This window comes from Sphingobium sp. BS19 (assembly GCF_027925545.1).
GTDB lineage: Bacteria > Pseudomonadota > Alphaproteobacteria > Sphingomonadales > Sphingomonadaceae > Sphingobium.
In genome coordinates this window covers 1-23,389 of sequence record NZ_BSEF01000017.1, presented here as the reverse complement: position 1 = coordinate 23,389, position 23,389 = coordinate 1, and the positions used below count along the sequence as shown (strand labels likewise).

Annotated in this window: 16 protein-coding genes, 1 tRNA gene, 2 rRNA genes and 1 pseudogene; 6 read left to right on the top strand and 14 right to left on the bottom strand. The window is 60.0% G+C overall.

Going from position 1 to position 23,389, the window contains the following annotated elements; genetic code table 11:
• Positions 1-35: 35 nt before the first annotated feature.
• From QMG56_RS17730 to QMG56_RS17720, 3 genes are read left to right on the top strand one after another with little or no spacing between them, the layout of a single operon-like run.
• The gene (locus QMG56_RS17730) at positions 36-578 is read left to right on the top strand and encodes a hypothetical protein (RefSeq protein WP_254908185.1); all 543 of its coding nucleotides are present in this window, start codon (positions 36-38) and stop codon (positions 576-578) included.
• A 47-nt stretch (positions 579-625) separates the two neighbouring features.
• On the top strand, positions 626-2,050 hold the full coding sequence (locus QMG56_RS17725) for a conjugal transfer protein TraH (protein WP_086486261.1): 1,425 nt from the start codon (positions 626-628) through the stop codon (positions 2,048-2,050).
• Between the two features lie 8 nt (positions 2,051-2,058).
• A complete protein-coding gene (locus QMG56_RS17720) occupies positions 2,059-5,802 on the top strand; it encodes a conjugal transfer protein TraG N-terminal domain-containing protein (protein WP_086486260.1) in 3,744 nt (1,247 codons plus the stop codon).
• Between the two features lie 2 nt (positions 5,803-5,804).
• On the opposite strand, the gene QMG56_RS17715 is transcribed toward QMG56_RS17720, so the two are convergent.
• On the bottom strand, positions 5,805-6,197 hold the full coding sequence (locus tag QMG56_RS17715) for a hypothetical protein (RefSeq protein ID WP_086486259.1): 393 nt from the start codon (positions 6,195-6,197) through the stop codon (positions 5,805-5,807).
• 143 nt (positions 6,198-6,340) lie between these two features.
• The gene (locus tag QMG56_RS17710) at positions 6,341-6,676 is read right to left on the bottom strand and encodes a hypothetical protein (protein WP_086486258.1); all 336 of its coding nucleotides are present in this window, start codon (positions 6,674-6,676) and stop codon (positions 6,341-6,343) included.
• Positions 6,677-6,786: 110 nt separating this feature from the next.
• Between QMG56_RS17710 and QMG56_RS17705 the strand changes: the two genes are divergently transcribed.
• On the top strand, positions 6,787-7,449 hold the full coding sequence (locus QMG56_RS17705) for a hypothetical protein (RefSeq protein WP_086486257.1): 663 nt from the start codon (positions 6,787-6,789) through the stop codon (positions 7,447-7,449).
• 194 nt (positions 7,450-7,643) lie between these two features.
• Here QMG56_RS17705 and QMG56_RS17700 read toward each other — a convergent pair whose 3' ends face one another.
• The 6 genes from QMG56_RS17700 to QMG56_RS17675 form a co-directional block, all read right to left on the bottom strand.
• Positions 7,644-9,563 (bottom strand): hypothetical protein, encoded by a 1,920-nt coding sequence (locus QMG56_RS17700; RefSeq protein WP_281823757.1) that lies wholly within the window; start codon positions 9,561-9,563, stop codon positions 7,644-7,646.
• On the bottom strand, positions 9,560-11,938 hold the full coding sequence (locus tag QMG56_RS17695) for a sensor histidine kinase (protein ID WP_086486255.1): 2,379 nt from the start codon (positions 11,936-11,938) through the stop codon (positions 9,560-9,562). The genes QMG56_RS17700 and QMG56_RS17695 overlap by 4 nt, the downstream gene beginning before the upstream one ends.
• Positions 11,939-12,111: 173 nt before the next feature.
• Entirely contained in the window at positions 12,112-12,915 is an 804-nt protein-coding gene (locus QMG56_RS17690; protein ID WP_086486254.1) for a phosphoadenosine phosphosulfate reductase family protein, read from the bottom strand.
• On the bottom strand, positions 12,912-16,295 hold the full coding sequence (locus tag QMG56_RS17685; protein ID WP_281823756.1) for a hypothetical protein: 3,384 nt from the start codon (positions 16,293-16,295) through the stop codon (positions 12,912-12,914). The genes QMG56_RS17690 and QMG56_RS17685 overlap by 4 nt, the downstream gene beginning before the upstream one ends.
• Complete coding sequence (locus tag QMG56_RS17680; RefSeq protein WP_086486251.1) at positions 16,292-17,194, bottom strand: DUF4007 family protein; 903 nt, start codon at positions 17,192-17,194, stop codon at positions 16,292-16,294. Before QMG56_RS17680 ends, QMG56_RS17685 begins: the two co-directional genes overlap by 4 nt.
• Complete coding sequence (locus QMG56_RS17675) at positions 17,191-18,309, bottom strand: cysteine desulfurase family protein (protein WP_281823823.1); 1,119 nt, start codon at positions 18,307-18,309, stop codon at positions 17,191-17,193. The genes QMG56_RS17680 and QMG56_RS17675 overlap by 4 nt, the downstream gene beginning before the upstream one ends.
• A gap of 144 nt (positions 18,310-18,453) precedes the next feature.
• Here QMG56_RS17675 and QMG56_RS17670 point away from each other — a divergent pair, with 144 nt between their 5' ends.
• Positions 18,454-18,636 (top strand): hypothetical protein, encoded by a 183-nt coding sequence (locus tag QMG56_RS17670; RefSeq protein ID WP_086486249.1) that lies wholly within the window; start codon positions 18,454-18,456, stop codon positions 18,634-18,636.
• 313 nt (positions 18,637-18,949) lie between these two features.
• Here QMG56_RS17670 and QMG56_RS17665 read toward each other — a convergent pair whose 3' ends face one another.
• Both QMG56_RS17665 and QMG56_RS17660 read right to left on the bottom strand, forming a co-directional pair.
• Positions 18,950-19,804, bottom strand: coding sequence for a hypothetical protein (locus QMG56_RS17665; RefSeq protein WP_281823752.1), 855 nt, complete (start codon positions 19,802-19,804; stop codon positions 18,950-18,952).
• Positions 19,805-19,917: 113 nt separating this feature from the next.
• Complete coding sequence (locus tag QMG56_RS17660; RefSeq protein ID WP_086486247.1) at positions 19,918-20,676, bottom strand: hypothetical protein; 759 nt, start codon at positions 20,674-20,676, stop codon at positions 19,918-19,920.
• A 454-nt stretch (positions 20,677-21,130) separates the two neighbouring features.
• On the opposite strand from QMG56_RS17660, the pseudogene QMG56_RS17655 reads away from it, so the two are divergent.
• Positions 21,131-22,231: pseudogene (locus QMG56_RS17655) on the top strand (recombinase family protein); the annotation flags it as partial.
• A gap of 381 nt (positions 22,232-22,612) precedes the next feature.
• On the opposite strand, the gene QMG56_RS17650 reads toward QMG56_RS17655, so the two are convergent.
• From QMG56_RS17650 to QMG56_RS17635, 4 genes are all read right to left on the bottom strand, one after another.
• Positions 22,613-22,783, bottom strand: a complete 171-nt coding sequence (locus tag QMG56_RS17650) for a hypothetical protein (protein WP_281823747.1) — start codon at positions 22,781-22,783, stop codon at positions 22,613-22,615.
• Positions 22,784-22,829: 46 nt separating this feature from the next.
• Positions 22,830-22,906 (bottom strand) — tRNA-Met (locus tag QMG56_RS17645).
• Between the two features lie 114 nt (positions 22,907-23,020).
• Positions 23,021-23,135: ribosomal RNA gene (gene rrf, locus QMG56_RS17640) — 5S ribosomal RNA — on the bottom strand.
• A gap of 151 nt (positions 23,136-23,286) precedes the next feature.
• Positions 23,287-23,389 (bottom strand): 23S ribosomal RNA (locus tag QMG56_RS17635); the annotation flags it as partial.

Genomic DNA, 23,389 nt, shown 5'->3' with positions numbered 1-23,389 from the left:
GGTTCGCCTGGGTGCTGATGGCGGTCTGGGCGCAGATGCAATCAATGGCCGATGCGCTGCACACAGATCGGGATCTGGCGAGGCGAGCGGCCATTCATCCGGTCTCGACAGCTGCGGACATGCGGCTTTGGCTCGCGCGCGTGCCGGCCACGCGCGACTTTCCTGCCGATTTCGACGTCATGCTGCGTGGCCAGGCCGCGCTCTACACTATCGAGATGAGCACATCGCCAGGCTGCCTGCCCTGCGGCGATCTGTGGAGAAAGTTGTCCACGTTCCGCGCCCGCTACGGCTGGCAGGTTCGGGCGCTGGGGCAAGAGGAAGCCATGCTGCGTTCCGGGCGCCTGGGCCTGCCGTGGGTCGGAAACCCGGTCGCTTGGGCGCGCCCGCTTAGCGACCCTAACCGCATGGTGCCGATCGCGATCGGTACCGATCATGGCGCCAATATCGCACGCAATGCCTGGCTTGCCGCCCGGATGCTGACGGGCACCAGGGCAGCAGTCGGCGTGCGCGCCATGTCGAAATTTACCGGGATCGTCGGCGTGAGGGCGCCGACCTCCTCCAGCCGAAAGCGACGCTGATCATGGCGGGGCGGCGTCGCTTGTCCATTTTCATGAGGAAGCCTGCCATGGGACATCATCCACATCGTCTGATCCTTACGCTCTCCATCATTGTCGCCTCGTGCGGTCACGCCGCCCCTGCCTATGCGCAAGGCTGGGCCGAAAGCTGGTTCGATAATGTCACCTATACTTCGCCCGGCAGCTTCGAGGACCAGACCCGCGGCTATGTGACCGCAGGCGGCATGTCGGGCCGGGTCGATGTGCACGACGATTATCTCATGAGCCTGACCCTGCCCAAGGTGAAGGCGGGCTGCGGCGGCATCGACATGTTTTTAGGCGGCATGTCGTTTCTCGACCCCGACTATCTGGTCCAGAAGCTGGAAACGATTCTGCAGGCCGCGCCGGCCGTGGCTTTTCAATATCTGCTCGAAACCCTGGATGAGAAGATGGGCAACATCATCTCGAAGATGGAAGCCGCCACCAATTATCTCAATTCCATCCAGGTGAACGACTGCCGTCTCGCCAACCGCATGGTCCAGATCGCCAAAGGCGACGATAACATGTCGGGGATAGTCGAGGAGATGACCGGCTACAAGTCGATCCGCGAAGGCTATGCCAATAGCTGGCAGCAGAGCCGCGAGAAGATCCAGGCGAATAAGGGCAATCCGACCGAAGATCTGAAAGATGCCCTCGCCAACTGCCCGGCCGAGGTCACCGACATCTTCAAGACCGGCTCACTGCTCGCCCATGCCGCCGCGCGCGTCGGCGCGTCCGACTGGGCAGGCGTGATGCGGGCGCGCGTGGGCGACGTCTATATGCGCTGGGACGCTAACGACAAAGTGCCGCTTTTCTCGGCCATCCCCGCCTGCCCGCGCCAGGACACCGAAAGCGCCGATGATTTCCTGACCGGGCGCGTACCGACCCGGGCGCTCAACATTCCCGCGACCGTCTCGGACTGCTCGGTGAACGGCGCCGGGCGCGGCGCACTGGTGCTGGCGCGCGAGCGGATGGACGCGATCGCCGTCAAGATCCGGACACGCGCGGCGCTCACATCTGAGGAAAAGCAGTTTATCGCCAATGTGCGGACCTTGCCGGTCTATCGCCTGCTCGAATGGGGCGTGCGGCAGGGCCTCACCGACAGCGTGATCGCCGATACCGACGAACTGGTCGCCCTGACCCTTGCCTATCAGATGCTCAACGATCTCACCCGCTCTATCGACTTCGCGCTCCAGAACGCCGAGCGCGGCGCGACCATAGCTGGCGCGGCAGACGCGGAAAACACCAACATCTGCCAGACCCGCATTCTGACCAAGGGCATCGAGCAGCTCCGCGAGCTGCGCGATGAGGTGCTGCGCCAGCGCGCGCAGATGCGCCAGTCCTATATGGCTGCCATGAGCCAGGCGAACCTGTCGGCAAGCTATGCCGGGGTCGTGCGCCAGCGTGACCGCGATGCCCGCGACGCCGCGGGCGCCAACGCCAACCGCAACCGGTGAGGCGAGCCATGCGCCAACTCATTCGCCTGGCATGCGTCCTGTTCGGCCTGCTGAGTGCCTCACCCGCTCTGGCCATCGATGCGAGCTATCACACCTGGGACGGCTTCTCCGAAACCGTCGATGCGTTTCACCTGGTGGCGATGATCTTTGGTGATCCCCGCTATGAGACGCTGGTCGTCATCATCGCGGTGGCCGGCATCGCGTTCGGCGCGGTCATCGCCAGTATCCGGGGATCGGGCATGGGCCTGGTCGCCTTCGGGTTCCAGATGCTGGTCGGCATCGGCCTATTTGCAGGCATGATCGCCACGACCGGCACCGTCCATATCTATGACCGGGTACGCAATGCCTATCAGCCGGTCGGCGACGTTCCCAATCTCATCGTGCTGGTGGCTGGCGTCACCAATCTGATGGAACGGGCGCTGGCTGAAACCATCGATGACAACACCACCGATCCCAATGCCAAGCTGGAATTTGGCGCAGGCGGCCATGCGTTCGACCTGTTCCTCAACGCAGTGTCGCCGCGCAGCCCGATCGTCGATACCTTCCTCGACGCGAGCGTGAAGGATTATGTGCGCCAATGCTATCCAGTGGCGCGTGTGTCTCCGGCCTATGGCGTCGATGACGATCAGCTGTTCCGGACCTCGACCGACCTCCCTGCCTCCTTTGCGGCGATGGCGGGCCCTGCGACCTTCTCGACCGTCTTCACGCCGAGCGACAAAGCGGGAACGACGATGAGCTGCGATGCAGCCTGGGCGTATATCGCCGACCGCCTGTCGGATGCCACATTGTTCGATGCCTATAGCGACCAGGTCTGCGCGCGCACCGGGTTCGATGTGAACCAGGCGAGCCAGCGCGATCGCTGCCGCCAGCAGATCGATGCGCTGGGTGACATGATGCTCGGCCAATCCATGAGCCGGCAAAAATTCCTCACCAACATCCTGCTCGGCCAGACCGTCGGCGACGTCCTGTTCGAGGATTCACCGGCGGCGACCGCGCGGGTAATGGCGAACCGGGCGATCGAGTCCAACGGGCTTGCGACGCTTTCGACGGCCAATGAGTGGATGCCGACCATCCGGGCTTCGGTGTTCGCGATCATGCTGATGATGATGCCGATCGCGCTGCTGTTCATCCTGACGCCGATCAACCTGCGGGTCGCAAGCTTTGCGCTGGGCCTGTTCGTCTTCGTCGCGCTGTGGGGCGTGATCGATGCCGGCATCTACCAGCTGACCCTGGGCCGGGCGATGGACGTGTTGGCCGAACTGCGCGCGACCAACGTCGCGGCCGATAGCTGGATCCTTGCGCCATCGGCCGCGATGAAGGCGCTCGCTATCTTCGGCTCGTTCCGAACAGCAGCGGCGGGCTTGGCAGGCGCGTTCGTGTTCACTGTGTTCCGCTTCTCGGGCAATATGTTCACCGCCTTCACGTCGGGTATGCTGGGTGTCCAGGGCCAGGGCAGCATGGCGGCGGCAACCGTCGGGACAAGCGAGGGCTACGCCTCCGCGCTCGAAGCGCAAGCTTCGGCCGGTGGCACGATGGCGCGACGCTCCACATCAGCGGGGTTCGGCGATTTTGGCGAGCGCAGCAGTTTTGGGCTCGATCGCGCATTTTCTTCAGCCGGGTCGGTCATCGGAGAACATGGCGGCGGCGCGACCGGAACTGCGGCGTTCGGGCTTGGCCGGGCCGATGCCGCGCGGGAACTGGGCGGGCTCTCTCCTGCCCTTGCCGGGCGGGATTTGAACGATCCTGCCACGGCCAGTGCGATCCGGGCCAATGCGGCGACCTCGGCGATCCACAATTTTGCGCAGGGAGATGCGCTGCGCAAGCTTGGCACGAGCTATTTCGGCGAAGGCCAGGGCGGCGAACGCGCTTTTGCCGCGTTCGCGCAGAATATGGTGCAGTGGAAGGCGTTCGGCGACAGCCAAGCCTATGAGATGATGCAGTCGGGCGCGCAGCGGCATTTTGAACGCAGTGGCTATGATGCAAAGGATGCGGCGCTCAAGGCGTCGACCGTGATCGCCCAGGCCGGTGCTGATCCAACCTTCGCCAAGATCACGGCCAACGCCTTCGATCAGGAACAGATGCTGCGCAATGACCTGACTGCCGCGCAGACGCAGGCTGGCGCGATGGAAGGACGACGGGACTATGCCGGCGACAGGGTTGCGGCGGTCGAGCGCGGCAATGTCGCGACGGAACAGGCCCATCGCACCGGGCATAATCAGGGGCAGCGCGAGGCCGCAGGGATGCTCGGCCTTTCCGTCACCGAGACCAGCCGGCGCATCGGGTTCATCAATGCGCTTTCGGGTGAAGCGCGATCGACCGCGATTAGCCAGTTGTCGCGTTCGACCGGGCGCAACGAGGCCCAGGTGCTCCGCGCCCTGGAAAGCTATAATGCCGCCGTGCAGGTGGGAACCGCAGACGGCGCTACGGCCGAGGCGACCCGTGAAGGGACCAGCGTCTATGGCCGCACACGCGAAGCCGCCGGTTATGATTTTGCCGAGCGGTCGGGCAAGCTTGATGCCCAGCGCGAGATCGGTCCTGATGGCGTGCGCAGCTCCGCCCAGATCGGTGAGCAGCGGCGTCAGGCGGATAATGCCGGTTTTGCACAAGGCGCTGCTGCGGCTGGCGTGTCGGCGCGCGAAGCCGCGCGTCTGGATTCTTTCATCCGCGCGCTGGCGGGCACTGCCGGAAACCAAGTCGATATGGCGCAAGGCGGTGCGGAAGGCATCGCCGATCGCGCACGCAACGAGCGACTGACCGGCATCGTCGACAAGGAGCGGCTCACCCGCACCCAGGCTCTGTTGCGCACTCATGGCGTGGAGCTGTCGAAGCGCCAGATCGCGATGGATCAGAATGGCGACATCGGCCTCAACCTGACGCCGGAACTGGCCGCACAGTTGTGGCGCGGGGGACTCATCAACGAAAGCCAGCTTGGCGCGATCGCCAATGGCGGGCACGCCCGGTTCAGCTTTGCGCATAATGATCTGCTCGTCTCCAGCAGCACCGGGTTCAGCCAATCTGCGCGCAACGACACCAGTACGCGGTTCGAAGCCGGCAAGCAGGCGGGGCCTGACACGATCGAGCATTTCCTGGGCAGCGGCGCGCAAGGCCAGGCCGCCATGGCCGACTGGTTGCGCGGCGGGTTCGAGATGGATCGGCGGGGTGACTGGCGGCTGAAACCGCAAGTTGCCGATACACTGGAACGCGATGTCACCGCGATCATGGTTCAGACCGGGTGGCAACGGTCGCTCTCGAGGTCCGCGGAGCATTCGACAGCGGATAGCCAGAGCATCTCGGGTGATCTCACAGCTTCAGCATCTAGGGGAGTTGGTACCGGTGGTAGAGGCGGCGCAGAAAAAGACAGTGGCAAAGGTAGCGCCACAGGCTCGTTGAGCGGCAGAGTGAACGCTGACATTTCCGATAGAGGGATAGCGGCCGTCTCGGCCCGATCATCAATCGACGTCGTGAATTATGATGTTCGGGAGGCGATCGCGTCCGCAGAGAAAGCAGCCTCTCGCTCAGGGCGTCCAGAAGAGGCATTCGCCAGAGAACTGGGCGAACGGGTTCTCGGCAATGACGGGATTCGTAACCGGTATTTGCAGCAGGCCGATTCAGGACGGGGTACGGTCGATGTCACCGGTCCGGTCACCTCGATGGAGCAGTCGTCGATCCTCAGTTCGGGGCGGTTGCTTTTCGATCGCGACCACGGAATGGCGGACGGGGATGCCAGCTTCAAGGAGCGCCGGGATCCATGATGTCAGTCCTGAATCACGCCGATGTGTCGAAGATGCATATCGCCCGATCTCGGATCGGATGGATCGGTATAGGGATCCATGACAGGTCTTTGCGAAGCCGGTCCTGGCGTAATCACCCATTCTCCGCAAGCAACCTTGGCTTTCAAAAATCCATAGCCGAGAGCCGCCACGACCGTGATCGGATTGAAGACGAAAATGAGCAGCACCATGGTGTTGGCCACGGAGGTATTCGTCCGGTCATACGGGATGGTTATCATGATCTCGAGGCTAATCCAGTACAGCAGCGCCGTTGCCCAATAGAGCTTCGCATACCATGGTCGCCAAAACCAATCGGCGGCACGCGGCGATGGCGCGCGCGCCTCATCTGCCTGTTCGACGTGATCAAAATCCTGCATCTGCAGAGCCTTTCCATCTGGAAAAATAGCACAGGTTCATCCGACTGGAAACCGATCCGCCTCGATCACTGTGGACCAATCGCCCATGGCCACCGCAAGTATCTTGCCCCCTCCTTTCCTCCCCCCCTCCATCGGGCTTTGTTTTACGGTTCCAACAAATGGGCGTACTTCAAATCCTGGACCCAGCCGCGATGAAGAAGAAGCGGCCCAGTCGAGATGCACCTCCCAGTCTTTCTACCGAAGCGGATGCCGCCATCCTGCGACTTGCCCGCCTCCTGGGTCGTCAGATCGCGCGCGAACTTGATCAGGAGCGACAGCAGCGAGAGAAGCGCACGGACGTCCCGCCAAAATCGTGCGAATGAGGTTTGCCTGTCCAGCCCTTTCAACATCAGATGAACCATTTTCGGGCGAATGTTACGGCAAATATGCTGATACTCCTTGCTGGTGTCGGCGTATTTTTGCGCCGAACGGCGGTGCAATTGCGATCTTGCCCACGGAATGATTTTATCTGAAAATCACGGTCTTTCCGAAGGACGATCTTGTGCCTGCGTTTGCATTCTATCTTATCTTTAACGAGGGCGAGCCATCGATGAGGCTGGTTGACGTGCCAGATGTTGACGCTGCGAAAACATGGGCAATGAATGCGATCAGATATGAGTCATTGCACAGCATTCGCTTCTGGGACGGTGTTCGCATTATCGAGGTGAAACGCCCTGCGATGCGGCAACCCAGACAGAAGCCAAGCGATGCAGAGGAGCGCGGAAAGCGTATGATTGCCATGAAAGCCAAAGGCATGAAACAGCGCGAAATTGCCGCAGCATTTGGGATCAGCATCGGCCGGGTGCGCGATGTCATGTCACGTGAGGAGGTGCGTGCCCGGGAGGAAGCTATTCAAACCAACCGTGCCGCATTGTCAGGCCGGGCCAACAACGTGTTACGACATTTAGTCATCGAGCCGGAAGCGGACCCTGCCGAGCGCGACCGGCTACTTCCGAAGCGGGTTGCAACATTGACGCGGGGTAAAATAATGAATGTAGGCAATTCGGGCAAAGTCACTCTTGCCGAGATTGAGGCCTGGCTGTGGGAACGAGGCCTTTGTCTTAGCGCCGGCATTCTTCCGTGTATTCGGGGCCGGGTCAGTGGGTTGGGCCTGTTGCAGCGTGCCGCGAAATGGCACGACGATCTGGGTATGCCGCATCTTTGCGCGCAGGTTAAGGGTTTCAAATGGGAGTGGGGTGAATGCATATGTTGAGACTGTCCAGAATGTCCGCTTCGAGAGACAAAATCAGGGAAGCCGACATTTGGAGCGCTTGAGCAGACAACAATTCTGCGGCAGAAACGCGCCTGTTTCAGCCGCCCAAGCGCTGCTCGGCAAGGCCCGATAGCGGACGGTCTGTCTAAGATGACGCCAAGTGGTCGATCTTACCTTGAAAGCATCTCTCAATCTTAAGCGTTGCCCGCCACGTCCATCTCAACAACAATTCCGCACCATCCTTTTGCGGCAGTCATCTTTTCGGTCACGACGACGCCGCCAGCGACCTCTTGCTCGAGTGCGACACCTGTTGTCAGTGCCCGCCGCAATCCATCCGAGCCAGATCTGCTAAGGATAGTTCGAATGCTGCTCTTTGCCTCGTCGCCAAGGGAATCTCGATCGAGCTTGCCCATCCGCGCTAATAAGTTATCCGCCGCCTTGCGAGTAAGAACCGCGCGCGTCGCGTCTGAACCGCCGCGGCTGGGGTAAATGTCGCATTTGCAAAAATCCGCATCTCCAATGTCGATTTTCGTAAGCTTGTCGTGCAACTTCACCATTAGCGCGACCGTCCCTGCCATACGGATCACAGGTGCAACTCCGAGGCCAATCCTTGCCAGATCCTGCAGCGCCCTGCGTTGGAGATCCTGCGCATAAATCGGCCTTAGCGTTCCAACAAATTCGAGGCCGGCCACCGAGTCCCGCGTTTTCAGGTCCTTTAGCTGCCACTCAACACTATATTGTACGCCCTTGATGATAATAAATTCTGCAAGTGACGATTTAGGCGCGTCATACGGTAACAACTGACCTTTGACGGTCAAAATCTGCTGGGCGGCCATTTTCCCGTTTCCTCGAACAACTAAGTCGCAGTCCGGCGTGAGCAATGCCCAAAGCGTCGGAATACCCCTCTTGACGGGATCAATGTAAAGGTCGCCTAATCGCATTTCCTTGTTCGTTGCGGGCCGCGGATCGACTCGCGCGAGATGGTAGAGTTCCGCGATCTTGGTCGTTCTGTCCTTGTCATATGCACCGTCGATCAGCGCCGCATGTTTGTCGAGCTGCTCACGTGTGGGGCGCTTGATGACATCGGCTGCAGCGACACCGATTGCGCCTAGAAGGCATTCGCCGAAGAACCATTCAAGGTAATCGAAGAGGCTTAGCCCTTCTTGGTCCAACCGGAATCGGACAAGATAAGCAAACTCTTTGAGCGTGAGCTGCTCGATGTCGCTTTTCATCGCGAGCCTGCCTTTTTCTACGCTATCGAGCCAGAATTTGAGTGCGTCGTGCAGCTTTCCTCCGAATGGATGCGACTGAATGATGTCCAGCAGCACATCTGCCGAAGGGTCCGAAACCTCAATGCTCGCTGGCTTCTGCGGCGCCTCGTCGGCCGCCTTCGCGAGTTTGACGATCTCAGATTTCATAATGAAACCGAAGCGGCTTGCGAAGACCTTACCCTCGTCGCCTGATATACCACGACGGTAGTCTTCGGCTTGGGCGCGCACATTCTTGGACGACATCAGGATCACCGAAGGATGCCGCTTTGCCGCCGTTGACGGCTTCAGCAACTCTTCGAGACGCTGGATCGATGCGGATTTGGCTAATTTGCCTTCTTCCTCCGTCGGCTCCATGCCCGAGGTTATGTCGCCATCTAGATAGAAGTCCGCGAAGATCAGGTCTGGCAAGGGCGCCTCCGCATCGCCATGAGGCGTATTGCGGCCCACGAGCGACAATTTTACGTCCTTACAGCGACCAAGCATTTCCAGCAGCGGATCGACGTCTTGTAGATTGTTGCTCAGCCTTGTTGAGAATACCCCGTTGGGATCAAATCGCGGGTCTCGCGTCAGGATATACTGGCGATGCAGCTTCGAGACGACACTAATCAATTCGTCTTCGACATATTCGCCATTGTTCATTTGGGAAAGGGCGGATCGCAGCGAGTCTTCATCGACCCCCAGCTCGACAATTAGGTTCTTCCCATCGGCACTCTCGAGAAATTCATAAAGCGGACCATAATCGCCCTCATCGAGAGCAGGAACGTCGAAGGCGTCGTCTAGCAGCAAAATGTTCTTGATGCCGCTCGCCTTGATGGCGGTGATTATGCGCGTGTCTGCGATCATTTGTTGGTACCCATATCGAGGACGAACATACTGAGCCGCTCCTTGCGATGGCGGCCTACTTCTTTGTCGAGGTAGAGGGTCCAACCGTGATATTCCGCGAGTTCGCGCGAGATATAGAGCCCCAGACCCCGCCCCTGGCCCGGCGGCTTCGAACTAATGAAGGGCTGAAATATCGTCTCGGAGCGCTCTGGATCAACACCGGGACCGTTGTCCTCCACGGTTACCGCTTTCAGGTCTGGGTCTACCTCGATCCACAGTTCGGGGTTAAAGCCCGTCTGGTATTCATATTGCATCTTTAGCCAGTAGACAGCGTTGGCGACAAGATTTTCGATTATCTGGACCACCATGCCACGAACGGCCTTAATGATGAGTGGGCGTTCGGGATCGAAATGGACTTTGATCATGTGCCGCCGAAATTGCTCGTCATGCCCGGCAAGTACAAAGGCAATTACTTCATTTACATTGAAAGTGGATTTCGACTGGCGCTTCTCGCCCGTCATTTCGTCAAACGCAGAGACGCGCTTCTGGAGTGTCACCAGTTGATCCTCAAGCGAACGCATAGCGGCTTGCTTGTCTTGTGCGGCAGCAGACGCCAGAACGCGAAGCGTATGCCTGACCGCTCGATCAAGCTCGTGAAAAATAAACTCAGTCATCAGGCCAATGCCAGCCAGATGGAGGAACTTTTCTCGGTCGCTTTCTGAGCGAGCAACCGACTTGTCCAACGTCGCGACCATTGTCGAGCACTGATCCATCAGATCGCGCGCCTTGAGGCCTACCTCACGAGCCAACGGAAGCTGGTCGCCAGACAGGTTGCTCTGCAGATTTTTCAACGCATCGCCGAGTTCGTCATGCGTGCGACGAAACTGCTGAGCATTGGCAATCTCGTCGCGTTTTGAGGTCTTTTCCAGCGTATCGGCAGAGTTGATCAATTGACGCATGTCGATGTGAACCGCCACCATGAGCATCTTGCGCAAGGCAGCTTCCGCATCCGATTCGATGAGGCCTTGGCGATTCGTCTGCTCGCTCAGCGCCAAATGTGACGAATGGATCAAAACCTGGCCGATTACCTGGCCTCTGTTAAGCTTGAAGCCGGATTCGCCGAACGCGTTGCGATCCAGCGCCAACCAGTCATCGCCGGGCTCACCATAAGGTAGAACTCTGTAGCCGTGACGAAAAAGCATGGGACCACCGGCCCACTCGGTGATTAGGTTTCTGGTAGCCTGCTGCTTTTCTGTCAGGCCTTCGATCGCGTCAACGACGAGGCGATTATACCAATATATATCTGCTTCGAAAGGCCCGAGATCGATCAACGCTTGAGGACGGATCCGAATATTCTCGAAAGCCGCATGGCCCTTTTTTCCACGCTTTTTTGAATCGCGCTGAGCCATGGAGTAGATTTCGGCGCCACGATATGTCGCGGAGAGCGCCTTGTCGCGCATCCGGTAATGCGTCGAAACCTTGAGGACTGGCTCGCTCTGCCCATTCTCGCTCTTCTCGAACGAGAACCGGATCGTGCAGACCGCATGCGCTGCATCTAACAGCTTCTGCGGGACGGAAGGCACCAAGACGCGGCTGCCATTGTAACGGACGATCAGCTTATCCTGCGCGAGGCCAGTAAACGGATTTATCATCCTCGCAACGCGCCCACGGATCACATCGTCAAAACGGCCAGGCGTCCAGTCTGCATTGAGCATCGACACCTGCACGACAGTTCCCTGGTCGCTTGGCTTCCCCTTTTTTGGTCCCGCGACGGGATAGATATTGATTTCTTCGATCGGGACCTCGCGCTCGTGGGAGAACAGACCCCAATTTATTCGAAGCCGACCGATAAAAGGCTGTTCCGCAGTCTCGGAGGTAACAAGCAAACGGTCGCCTAGGCGCATCGTTGATAGGCGACCCACGCCCTTGTCGCCCAGAAACTGAGCACCCTCCATATTTTCAGCGCGGCGTGAGCGCGTTCCGATAGTAAGGAAGACCTTGTCTAGGTCCTCCAGCGACATGCCGCCGCCACGATCGGTGACCTTTATCCAGTTGTAGCGCGCATAACTGGCTATCAGCGCCACTCTGAAACGGTTCGCATCACCCTGGTATCGCTCGAGGCGAACCATGAACTCCGCAACTGCAGCACGCGGAGCGCTATCGATCAAGCCATCGCGCACGATTTCAAGCACGTCCTCTGGAGCAGCGCCTTCGTCCAATTCCTCTAACGCCAGAGCGTAACTGCTATGCCGCAGCACGATTTGCGCTTCGATCTCGATCTTTGGAGAATCGGCATCGACAGCATTCTTGATCAGCTCGTAAATTGCGACTTCATCCGAACTGATCAGTTCTTTGCCAAGTTCCAGGACTGTCCGAGCGGCAAACTTAAACGCCATTGATTATTGTCCACCCCAGCCGAGCCTTGCCTAAGAGCAAGATGCCGCATTCCCTAGTATCGGCCCCACTGCGATAATGAAGTCCGTAATCAGCCGCGTAAACCCCAAGGATGAGGTTTATCATTTGGCAAGGCAATCGCATCGATAAGCTCCTCCGATAAGGGACCGTCCGATCATAACGAGCAGATCAGACAGCCCTCCGGCTCGACGTCATCGACTTCGGCACCGGCAATCACTGCGGAAAGCGGCAGGTTTTCTCGGCGAGCTACGCGGTTCGCATTGGATTTCTCCCAGTTGCGCTCGATCGCCTCCATGCGCTCCGGACGCTCTAATTCTGCAAGCGACTCCCTGCTGCACCATGTGAAGCCGTCGCTGACTAGTGCGCTGCGCTCCTCATACCATTTGGCCTTCTCGAACAGGTCAGGATGCTTGCGCTTGAGTCGGACCCATTCGATCTTCTGCTGGTAGAAGCAGAAGTAGCAACCTGACCGCGAGCGGCCCCACTCCATGTAGGGCGGAAGGCCGAGACCGCTGTCCTCGAGTATCCGCATGATGTCGGCGCGGACGAGGCCGTCCTCCTGAAACGGGTAGACGGCAGTGATGTTTGGCTTGGTGCTGATGTAGCCGGTCCGGTTCTCGTCGGCGCGCAGGCCGACATAGTTGATCGTCGGATCGTCGCCGATGTAATTCTCGAATGGCTTCAGCTTCAGCATCTTCGTGCACCACCGCCGGTGGTTCGAAGGCAGCATGTCACCGTAAACCGCAAGCCAGTGTTCGAAAGTGTCCTCCGGGGTGGTCCGCGTAACGGGCTGCCCCAAGATGCTCTCCAGTCTCGCCATGTAGTCGTAGGTCTCGGGCAGTTCCTTGCCCGTGTCGTGGAAGATATATTCCATATCGCTGACGCGGTCGCGAAGATAGACGGCGAGCGCCGCGCTGTCCTTGCCGCCGGAGAGGCTGAGGATGTGACGAGTCTTCAACTGGCCGTCCTTGCATTCGGTTCGGGGACGACCTGGTCGTCATGCTGCATGCTCTCGAGCGACAGCAACGCGGCGACGGTGTCCAAGCTTAGGTTAGCATCCGCCGCCATCCGCTCGATGCTGTGGATCGCGATGACTTGGTCGGAGCTCAGCTCATCAAGATCGACGATGACCGATCGTTCCTCGCCGTCCGCGCGGGTCAAGGAGACGCGAACTGCCTTGCGCTTGGAAGCGTTCTCGCCAAAGGCGGCGGCCTCGACGCGCCGGAAGTGCGCAGCCAAGTCCGCGAGGCGCGATCGCCACATCTCGACGTCATGGTCGAGCCAGCGCGAGGGAGGTTTGCCGATAATGGCGCCGCCGAGAGCCTCAGTCCACGAGTCTTCGCCAAGCGCGCCGTCGGCCAGCCTGGTGGCGAACGTCCGCAGCTGCTGCTCGCGAATTCTGAAGACGAGCCCTGCGGCTCGGTCGATGATCGCGGCACGGTCCGGTGCGTCCAGCGCCGCGAGCGCCTCGATCCGCATTCCTTCAAGCAACTTGGGGTAGCAGCTGCGCAACTCCGTCACTGCGGCATCGAGTCGCTTCACGAACCGGGTCGCAAGCTCGCGATCGGGACGGGCATTCGGCGCGAACGGTTCACTGCCACAAGCAATTGGCAGCTCATCGAACACTAGGTCGATGGGACTCCGCGCCTGGGAAAGGACCTTTCTGACGTTGCGCGCCTCGATGCTCAGTGCAGATGAATGTTGGACGTGGAAAGGCAGCTCCACGCCAAATTTGATCAGCGGATCAACTACGGTCCTGATGCCACTTTCCACGGGTGGCTGACCGAGAAGGGCCGCGATCCGGTGGAAGACGTCGGCGCGGACCCCCTCGAGCGACACCCACTGGAGGGTGAAGTGTTCGGGCGATTTGAGCATGCGCATAAACGCGGCGCCGTCGAGCCTCGTGCAGTAGGTTCCGCGCTCGAACAACGCCACTCGATATCCCGCCGCGACTAGGTTTATGGCGAGAAGCAGCGAGCACAGGCCACGCCGGACACCAAAGGGTTTCGCTTCGATCTCGGCATAGAGGTCGATGAGCGCCACACGGTCGCCATCGTTCGCGAGCCGAGCCTGCATCGCGTCAAGCGCGGGACGTAGCCGCAATGGATCGGCGTCGAGGGGTGGAGGGGCTAAAGTCCAAACACCGCCCTCCTCGCGATGCACATTTCCTCGCCGCAGTAACGAGAGATAGAGCGCGCGCTCGGGAGGATTCTTGTTTGGCTTGAATCCCAGCTCGGGATCGAGCGGCCGATCGAACATAGAGTCTATCAGGCGCTGTCGCGCGCCGGCACCGGCCGTCGTCAGCGCGTGTCGGTTTACGAGTTCGTTCTCGACTTTCGGCGCCTCAGAGTAGACCGCGTCGCACAGCGTCGAGATGCGGACGTGGGCAGGATTCAGCAGCGGCTGCGCCTTGCCATTCCAGAACAGGTCCAGTGGATCGCTCGGAGCATGGCCTCGCAACCCCAGCGCCGATTCAATCGAGGCGCAAAGCTTCCTCTCCAGCTCAGCGACTGTTCGTTCGATCTCCGCGGCCGCGTAGGCGTCCTCTTTCAGTTCAGCTGCGTTTGCCACCACCCATCTGTGACGAAGCAGGTCGATCATCGGTTGACCAAACTCACCATTCGTCGGGACAGCCGCAGCCAGCATCGTCGAATGCTCCGCGGTGACCTCTGCCGCCCATGCGCGCGCGATGCGCAGCTCATCGTCACTGCCGCAGATCACCGCAACCAGACCGCCGTCCGCATCGCCATGTCCGGCATACCCCGCGAGGGCGGAGGCATAGGTGCACCTAACCGCGAACCGCCGGTTGGTTCCTGTCGTCACCGAGTGCCGGCGCGCCAAGACGTGCGCGCGGATGGGCAGGGCCGACAGATGCCTGGGAAGTTCGCGCAGAACCTGCTTCGCATCGACCTCGCGCTCCGCGTCAGCCCAGATCGCCGAAAGGTCGACACGGCGGCTCGTCCATAGACGTAGCTCCAAGCGCCCTGGGCGTTGAAACAGCAGTCCTCCATCCGCCAGCCGACGGATTGCGCTCCCGACTTCGTCCGCAGAGAACGCCGGTACGAGGACGTCTCGAACGCTATCCATGGTCGCCGCTAGGTCGGGGGCATCGAGCAGATTCAGAACGCCGATGGTCTTGAGGACCGCGGTCTCGATCGGGTCTGCATCAGCCGCCCGTTCAAGGACCGCACCGATGCGATCCCACTCGCCCGTTCCTGCACGTGAGGTAAGACGATGACCGAAGGACGAGGCGACATAGTCGAAGAAATGGTGAATCCCGTAGAGGCCATCGACCACCGGCGTCGCTGCGGCGAACGCCCTGAGGCTGTTCGGCTCCTCGCTTGCGGCGAAACCGAACAGTGAGCGCTCGTTCTGGCCGAAGGTCGCGAAGAACCGCGCCATGACCGGGACAGCGGAGGGATGGACCGGCCAGCAGCCGGCTGCGGCGGCGCCGTTACGAGGTCCAAGCCAACCAAGTGCGCGGACGCGCCGGACGGCATCGTCGTGCGCCTTGCGGACCTTTGCTGGCAGTAAAGCTTCCTCGACGCCCAGCGCCGCGGACAGAAGGGCGGCCGTATGCGAGAGGGGATGGTCGAATACCAGTTCCTCGAAACGCTCGGCTACCTTCTGCCACTCGGTCCGTCGCGCGGCGCGCCAGTCCTCGCCGTAAGATTGGAAGCCCTTATGGAGGATGAGGATTACAGAGAGCGGCACGTCCCCAGAGCGAGAGGCCGCCTCGGCTAGCGCCTGCAGCTGGTAAACGTCGGCGCCATCGTCATCGCCCGTATTCTCAACGAACTTGCCCATCTCGTCGACGACAAGTAGCAGGCCATCGAACTGGCCTGTGGCGTGCAGCCTGTCGCGCAACTCAACGATCGCTGCGAAGGGATCCTCGACCGCTAGCACCTCCCCTGATGCTTTCGTGCCGAGTAGGCCCTTCGTGGCGACGGCCTTGCGGATTGAGGATGTCAGGGCAGACGCAAGCCCGTCACGCGACCCGGTAACGAGAAGCGGAAACATGCGGGGCGCGCCGCCAATGGACTCAGCAAGCTGGCACACCGGCATTGCTTGGTCGCTCAGCCGAGGGTCGAGTGCCTGGACTAGCGCCAGGGCCAGCGCAGACTTACCCACTCCAAAGTCGCCGATCACGCGCCAGGCCCTGCGGGTTGAGCGTTCCTGCAGTCCGGTGATGACTTCGGAGGCGACGCGCTCGAGCCAAGGCGTCAAGACGAACGAGCGTCCCGCAGCTGGATCGCTGACATCTCTTTCCAGCGCCACCGACCGGTAGAACATTCCGGGCTGGCCTAGGAAATCGCCGACGGTCGTCGCACGGCTCATGCGTAGATCTCCCGGAGTCTTGCATCCGGGTCGGGTGTGCGGACGGCCGTGACGCTTCCAGAATCGCCGGACGGCCGATAGCTCCACAGAGCATTTGTGCGGTCCAGATGGTCGCGCAGGTCGTCGGCTTCGAGTCTTAACGTTGCGCCTGGGGAGCCTTCCGCGTGCGCAATATCCCTGAATGAGACGACGGATTCCGCGCCGTGCCGTTCCTGCCAGAAGCTAGCGATCGCATAATCGACGACCGCGGCGCCGATCTCGGAGATGGGGATGCGCGATAGCGCGAACACAGGCTCGATCCGATCGACACCACCGCGTCGCCGGCCAAGCCTGGCGACAAGACCCAGATCTACGAGCGGCCCGTCGAGGGCGTCCTCCGGCGAGGCCGAGCTCAGTGAACCAAGATAGCTGTGAAGGAAGATGTCGCCGTGCTGGACCAAGGTCACGTCAGAATGCCCATATCCGAGCCGCTGACCCTCGAGACGCATCTCCGCGAGCAATTCAGAGCGAGTGAAGTCGGGTCGCATACGGCGGTATAGGATATGGCGCCACGCGAAGAGGGGGCTCTCTACCGGCGTGCTTAGCTGCCAGTGCAGAAGCCACTGTGTTTCGACCCGTTCGATGTAGGGATCGAGGCCATCTTCCGCGAACACGGCCTCACCGAACGGCAACAGCTTCCAAGTGCCGCCCCGCGCCGAGGCTACACCGAACGCATCGAGCCAGAACCGCAGGGATCGCACCATGTTCTTGCCGAGGCCCAGCTCGAGGATCGCTCGCTCGTCGTCCTGGAGTGCTGCGGGATCTCTCGCGATCAGACGCACCGCCTTGGGGAGCCACGCGAAGCGGCACGCGAACGTCTCATGCCCGCTGAAGCGGGGGCGGATGGCAACGGCGTTCATGCATATCTCCGGACGGATTCGGCAGAAGAGAGGGCCGCGGCGATAAGTGCTCCAGCCTCCTCGACCTCCTGCTCCGTGTTCATCTTACCCAAACCGATGCGCACCGCACCCTCCCTCGCCCAGTCGGAAAGACCCATTGCCATAAGGACATGCGAGGGCCCAGGCACGCCGGACTGGCAAGCCGCGCCGGTCGATACCGCTACACGACCCCACAGACGGCTGACGGCGACATCTCCTGGCACGTGAGGGGTTGAGACGTGCAGGCTCCCGGCCAGCCGTTGGCTGGGACTCCCGTTGATTCTTAGCCCCTTCACCGCATCGAGCAGGTGCGCCTGAAGTGCGTCGCGCATCAGCAGCAGGCGCGCTTCGTCGTCGCCGGACTCCTCCACTCGCAGTTGCGCAGCGAAGGCAAGCGCCGCCGCCGATGGCACGTCGGGGCTGCCGAATACGTCGTGGGCCAAGGCGGCTGACGAAGTTGCCAACGTGCCTATGAGTGCGCCGGCGCGACGGGGACCGTAGAGCTTGGCTCCGCTGACGACGACGAGATCGGCGGCGACGACGTGCTTCATGTTGATGCGCCCGGCGGCTTGACTGGCATCGATCAGGTGTCGCGCGCCGCTGCGCGAGACCAGCTCGCCGATGGCTTCAAGATCGGTGACGGTGCCGACCTCGTTGTTCACCGCCATGGTGCATAGGAGATCCACTCCATTGTTCAGAGCGCGCTCGATGGCTTCGACTTGGGGTGCCCCCACCCCGTCGACCGGAAGCACGGTCAGGTGAACGCGTCCATCCCGCTCAGCCCGGTGCAATGATGAGAGGAGAGCGGGGTGTTCGACCGCTGTCGCGGCGATCCGAGGGAGGCGTTTGCCGGCACGAGCGATCGTGTCTTCGATAGCGAGCCAGAGTGCTGGAGATGCGCCAGGGGTGAACGTGACGTCCGCGGCATCACTCCCAAGGGTGTGAAGCAGGGCCTCAGCGGCTTCGTCCAGCTCACGCTTCGCCTGCACACCCGCGGCGTGCTCCGAACTGTTCGCATTGCCCGGTGCTGAGAGCATGGCAAGGCCGTGACGCTCCACAACGCGCGGATCGATGGGTGTCGCGGCCATGTTGTCCAAGTAAATAATCAAGTTACGCCCGGCCCCATATCATGCTGGTTACGCTACACGACGGCGATTTGCAGGTCACGAGCTTATTGCATCGGCCAGGCCTTTTCCGCCATATGTGTTGCCAAGCCTGTCGCCTGCGGCTGTATTGACTTAATGCATGAAATAGCGACCACGCCTGACGGATCCAACGGGAGGGAAGCGAGGCACAATCCGGACTGGACCCGGGACGAGACGATCCTTCTGTTCAATCTCTATCTGCGTGCGTCGCGTACGGAGAATACCCATCCGGAGGTGATCGCGCTTTCGCTGGTCCTTCGGGCCGCCGACCAGTGCTAGGAGCACGCCATTACGCGTGCTATGGCTGTGGAGACGGCTTCCATTTCCGAGTGGTAAGTGTGACTTGTAATGAACGGTGCAGGGCTGTCAGCGTGACATACGTTGACAATTTGCCGCGTATACGCCATCTACAGACTTACATGAGTGAATTACTGGTCGGTTCGGATTGCGATTCGGGCTGTTTGTGGGTCGCTCTGCGGTACGTTACGGTCGGGTAACCGGTGTTAGGTGCGTATATGCGGAGATCGTACTGTGCAGGCGCAGGTTTGAAGCTCGTCTCAGTCCTTCGCGAAGGACTCTAAAACACCCCCTGCTAGACCAGCCGGTCGCAGGGCGTAGCGTTTAAATGGAGATCTCCACGTACGCTCGATTTCCCGCTCACTACATCCTGCAATATGTGGCCAATTGCACGTCCATTTACGTTCATTACGTCAAAATGGAACCCGGGGTCGCTCTTTACCCCGTAGACGTGATATGCATTGAGCAGATGGAAGCCGTCTTTGCGACTTTCTAGGCCGATCGTCTGAACAGTCTTGTGGAAATGATCCTGCTGAAAGCCGGTATCCGCATCGAGCATATAGGCGCCGGTAATACCGGGCTTTTTCGGATTGGCGAAATCGCTACGATAGAGCGCTACATGATAATCGGAGAGAATTTCTGCAAAGCGTGCGGGGTCAGCCTGTACTGCCTTAGCGATAGCGTGGCCGCCAACCCGCTGAAAATTACGATCAGGTGCTAGTGGCGCATAGAGCGATTTGACGCGCTGAGTTACGGCAGCCATCACGCCCTCAACGATGGGTTCAAAGTCATCGATCGCAGCCTTGAGATCCTTAGTCGCGGGGAGCTGGGGGCTAGCAAGGCGTAGAAACAGGACGCCGCGCCCGAGATGGTCGAATGCTTCGTCGAACATTTGGTCGGAGCAGATAAGGACGACAATCTGCGGGCGCGAGCGCGCACAGGCGCTGACGTTGGTTTTGGCGTGCTCGCAGGTGGCTCGACTTCGCTTGCCCTTACTCGCTTCCAGCGCACAAGGTTGGTCCAGCTTACGGCAGAAATTGGTCGCGCTGCCTTCGCCGAAGATTACGTTGTTGGCAGCGTGGACCAGCCCGCGCAAATACGCGGCGCGCTTCTGCGCTTTCACTGGATAGGTCCGGCCGATGATGCGCACAGATCCGGCCTGATAGGATTTCTGAAGCTCGGATGCTTGGCGCTCGACACCAGGATCGTCGAAGCCGCAAAGCAAGTAAAGCCGCTTTAGCGGGACCATCGAAGAGCGCCAGCCTAGCGAGCGTCGCGAAGATGCTTGAGCACGGCGACGGGGATTGACCAGCCAGCAGCTACTGCAGGCGGCAAAATATCGACAATCGCGAGCAATTGTTCGAGCTGGCCGGAGCCCCCGCGCGGATGCGCGACCGCGCGTACAGGCTTTGCTGCCATGATTAGCTTCGAAACCGGCGCACCAACATCGCTCGCCCACTGCTCCACGCGGCGCTGGACCTCGATGCCGTCGACCGGTGCGTCGGACGGCGCGCCTAGGACATAATTTTCGGCAATTTCGAGCCATTTGCCTAGCGCCGGCATCTCAGTAGCATCGGTGAAGCCAACTTTTTCGAGGTTCAGGAAGCGGCGCTTGCCATCGAGTGGACGAATGAACGCCGCCCAGACTGCACGGTGGAAGCGTAGCGGCGCTACGTCCGAAACAACATTCGTATCCGAACCGCCGGCGCCGAGCGGCGCGACGAAATAGACCCCGGCTGGGTCCTCGGTGATTACGAAGGTGTCTTGGCAATAGGCCTCGACAAAAGTGGCAAGGCGACGCCGGGTCTTTGGCAAAACAACCTTTTCGCAGTCTGCCAGGGCGTTCAGATGGCGTTCGAACGGTACGCCAACACGCTTGGCAAATTCTCCGCCGACGAAGGTCAAGCGTACGGGGGCTCCTTTGCGATCATCAAATGCAGCATCGACAAGCCCCGTCAGATATATCTTAATGCTATCGATTGAAGAAAGTTGTTCGGCTAGGTCGGATTCAGGGCTCGTCATCAGTGCACTAGTACAAGAAGATGGCCGATGCGCAAGGCGTGGCCCAGCTCAGTATTGTGGTCACTACGCATCATGAACGATTGTATCGAAGAAGCACAGTTAGTGATGAACCAATGTCAAGATTCAGCCCACGCCGCCGCCGGTGCGAATGTCCGCATTTAGGGGCACTGGTGCCAGACCAGTTGATGGAAACGGAATGATGGGTTCCGACGAGAATGGCGTTCACGCGCTAGCTGGCGAACGGCATAAGTTGATCGAATCCCGCCGGATTAGCAGAAGACGGACTGCACCAGCGTCGTAAATATATGTCGGCAGATAGCCGACTAAAGCCTACGGTAGCACGCCGCGAGGGTCGATTGATCACGATCTCCAAGCCCCGCCCATCGACGTTGGCCGACCGCAGGGCAGTATAGAATCGCGCTCCAATTTTGATCGTGGCCCAAGATTGGCAAGAATGGTCAAATCTGTAGACTGCCCCAAAGCTCATCTCTGGAGACTCCAAATGCCCCGCGTAGCGCTTTATGCCCGCTATTCCGACGATAAGCAGAGCCCTGCATCGATCGACGATCAGTTTTTGATATGCCGTGAACAGGCGGCGCGCGAAGGCTGGCGGATTGTCGCTAATTATAAAGATGCAGCGATCTCGGGCGCGAGCGTCATACTCCGTCCTGGCATCCAGTCACTTTTGCAGGATGCTCAGATGGGGCGCTTCGACATTCTGCTAGCCGAGGCGTTGGATCGGGTGTCGCGCGACCAGGCCGACGTCGCCACGCTTTACAAGAATCTCCAGTTCGCCGGTGTGAAGATCGTCACCCTGGCCGAGGGTGAAGTTTCTGAACTGCATGTCGGCCTCAAGGGCACTATGAACGCGCTGTTCCTCAAGGATCTTGCAAAGAAGACCCATCGCGGTCTGCGCGGCCGCGTCGAGAAGGGCAAATCCGGGGGCGGGCTTTGCTTTGGCTATGACGTCGTGCGGCGCTTCTCCAGCGAAGGCGAACCGGTCCACGGTGAGCGCAGCATCAATGCCGCCGAAGCTGAAGTCATTCGCCAGGTTTTCCGACAGTTCGCCAACGGGCTCAGCCCCCACGCAATTGCCTGCCGCCTGAATGACTCCGGGATTTCAGCACCAACGGGCAAGCTCTGGACATCGACCACGATCCGCGGCCACGCCAAGCGCGGCACCGGCCTGCTCAACAATGAACTCTATATCGGCAAGCTCGTCTGGAACCGGCTGCGCTATCTGAAGAACCCGCAAACCGGCAAGCGGGTCTCCCGCATCAATCCCAAATCCGAATGGATTGTGACCGAGGTTCCCGACCTGCGGATCGTGGATGAAGAACTCTGGCAGGCCGTGAAGGCGAGGCAAGAGAATATCGCGATCCAATATGTCGACGTCATCGAGGCAACACGCTCCGCCCATACAGCTCTTAATCGCACGCATCGCCCGAAAAGCCTGCTGTCCGGCCTGGTTTACTGCGGCTGCTGCGGCGGTCCTTATTCCCTTCGCGGGCAGGGGCGGTTTGCCTGTTCGAACCATGTTGATACGAAAAGCTGCGCGAACGGGCATAGCATCACGCGCGACAAGCTGGAAGCGCGCGTCCTTGATGGTCTGCGCGATCGGATGATGACCCCCGATGTCGCGGCAGAAGCCATTCGGACCTATGTCGAGGAGAGCAACCGGATCAACCACCAGCGCCGCGCGTCGGAAATCGCTGATCGAACCGACCTGCAGAAAGTCCTCAAGGCGATCAAGGGCCTTGTGACACTCGCAAAGGAAGGCAAGGGCACACGGGCGCTTGTCGATGAGATTTTGGAATTGGAAGCGCAGGAGGATGCGATCCGCGCCCGGCTCGCTGCGGCACCGGTGGATGTTCCAGACATCCATCCCAACATCTCCGAGATTTATCGGCGCAAGGTCGAGCGACTGACGCACGCACTATCGCAGCCGGAAGAGCGCCAGGAAGCCGCCGATGCGTTGCGGGCGCTGATCGAGCGCATCGACCTCACGCCCGGAGCGAAGCGCGGTGAGGTCAACGCCATGCTCTACGGCGAGTTTGGCCGGATCCTGGAGTGGATCGAACAGCGTCGGTTGGCCGAGAATGCACAAAGCCCCAACGCTTTGGCGTCGGGGCTTTGTGGAATGTCGGTTTCGGTGGTTGCGGGAGTAGGATTTGAACCTACGACCTTCAGGTTATGAGCCTGACGAGCTACCGGGCTGCTCCATCCCGCGACACTGGGTTTGATCCTCAAGCTCTTCCAGTTAGAAAGCTACGAGGTGTAGGTTTTTGTCATCATGAATGGGTTTTGATCCGAACTGTGTTTACGTTTATGCGCCTGCTTCAATGCCTGGCGACGACCTACTCTTCCAGTGCTTGAGCAATAGTACCATCGGCGCGGTCTGGTTTCACGGCCGAGTTCGAGATGGGATCGGGTGGGTCACAGACGCTATGGTCACCAAGCAATGAAGCAGGCGCATAAGCGTAATTGGGTTCGGGTTTTAATCGATGCCGTGCACATATTGTATAGACCTGTTTATCGGGCTGCGAAGATTATCCTTATCACCGTCAACGACGTTACTGGTTGGACCAGCATTGTCATTGATGGTGGGACTCTCAAGCGCGAAAAGAGCAATTAGGACTGGTTAGCTCCATGCGTTACCGCACTTCCACATCCAGCCTATCAACGTGGTGGTCTTCCACGGCTCGATGAAATC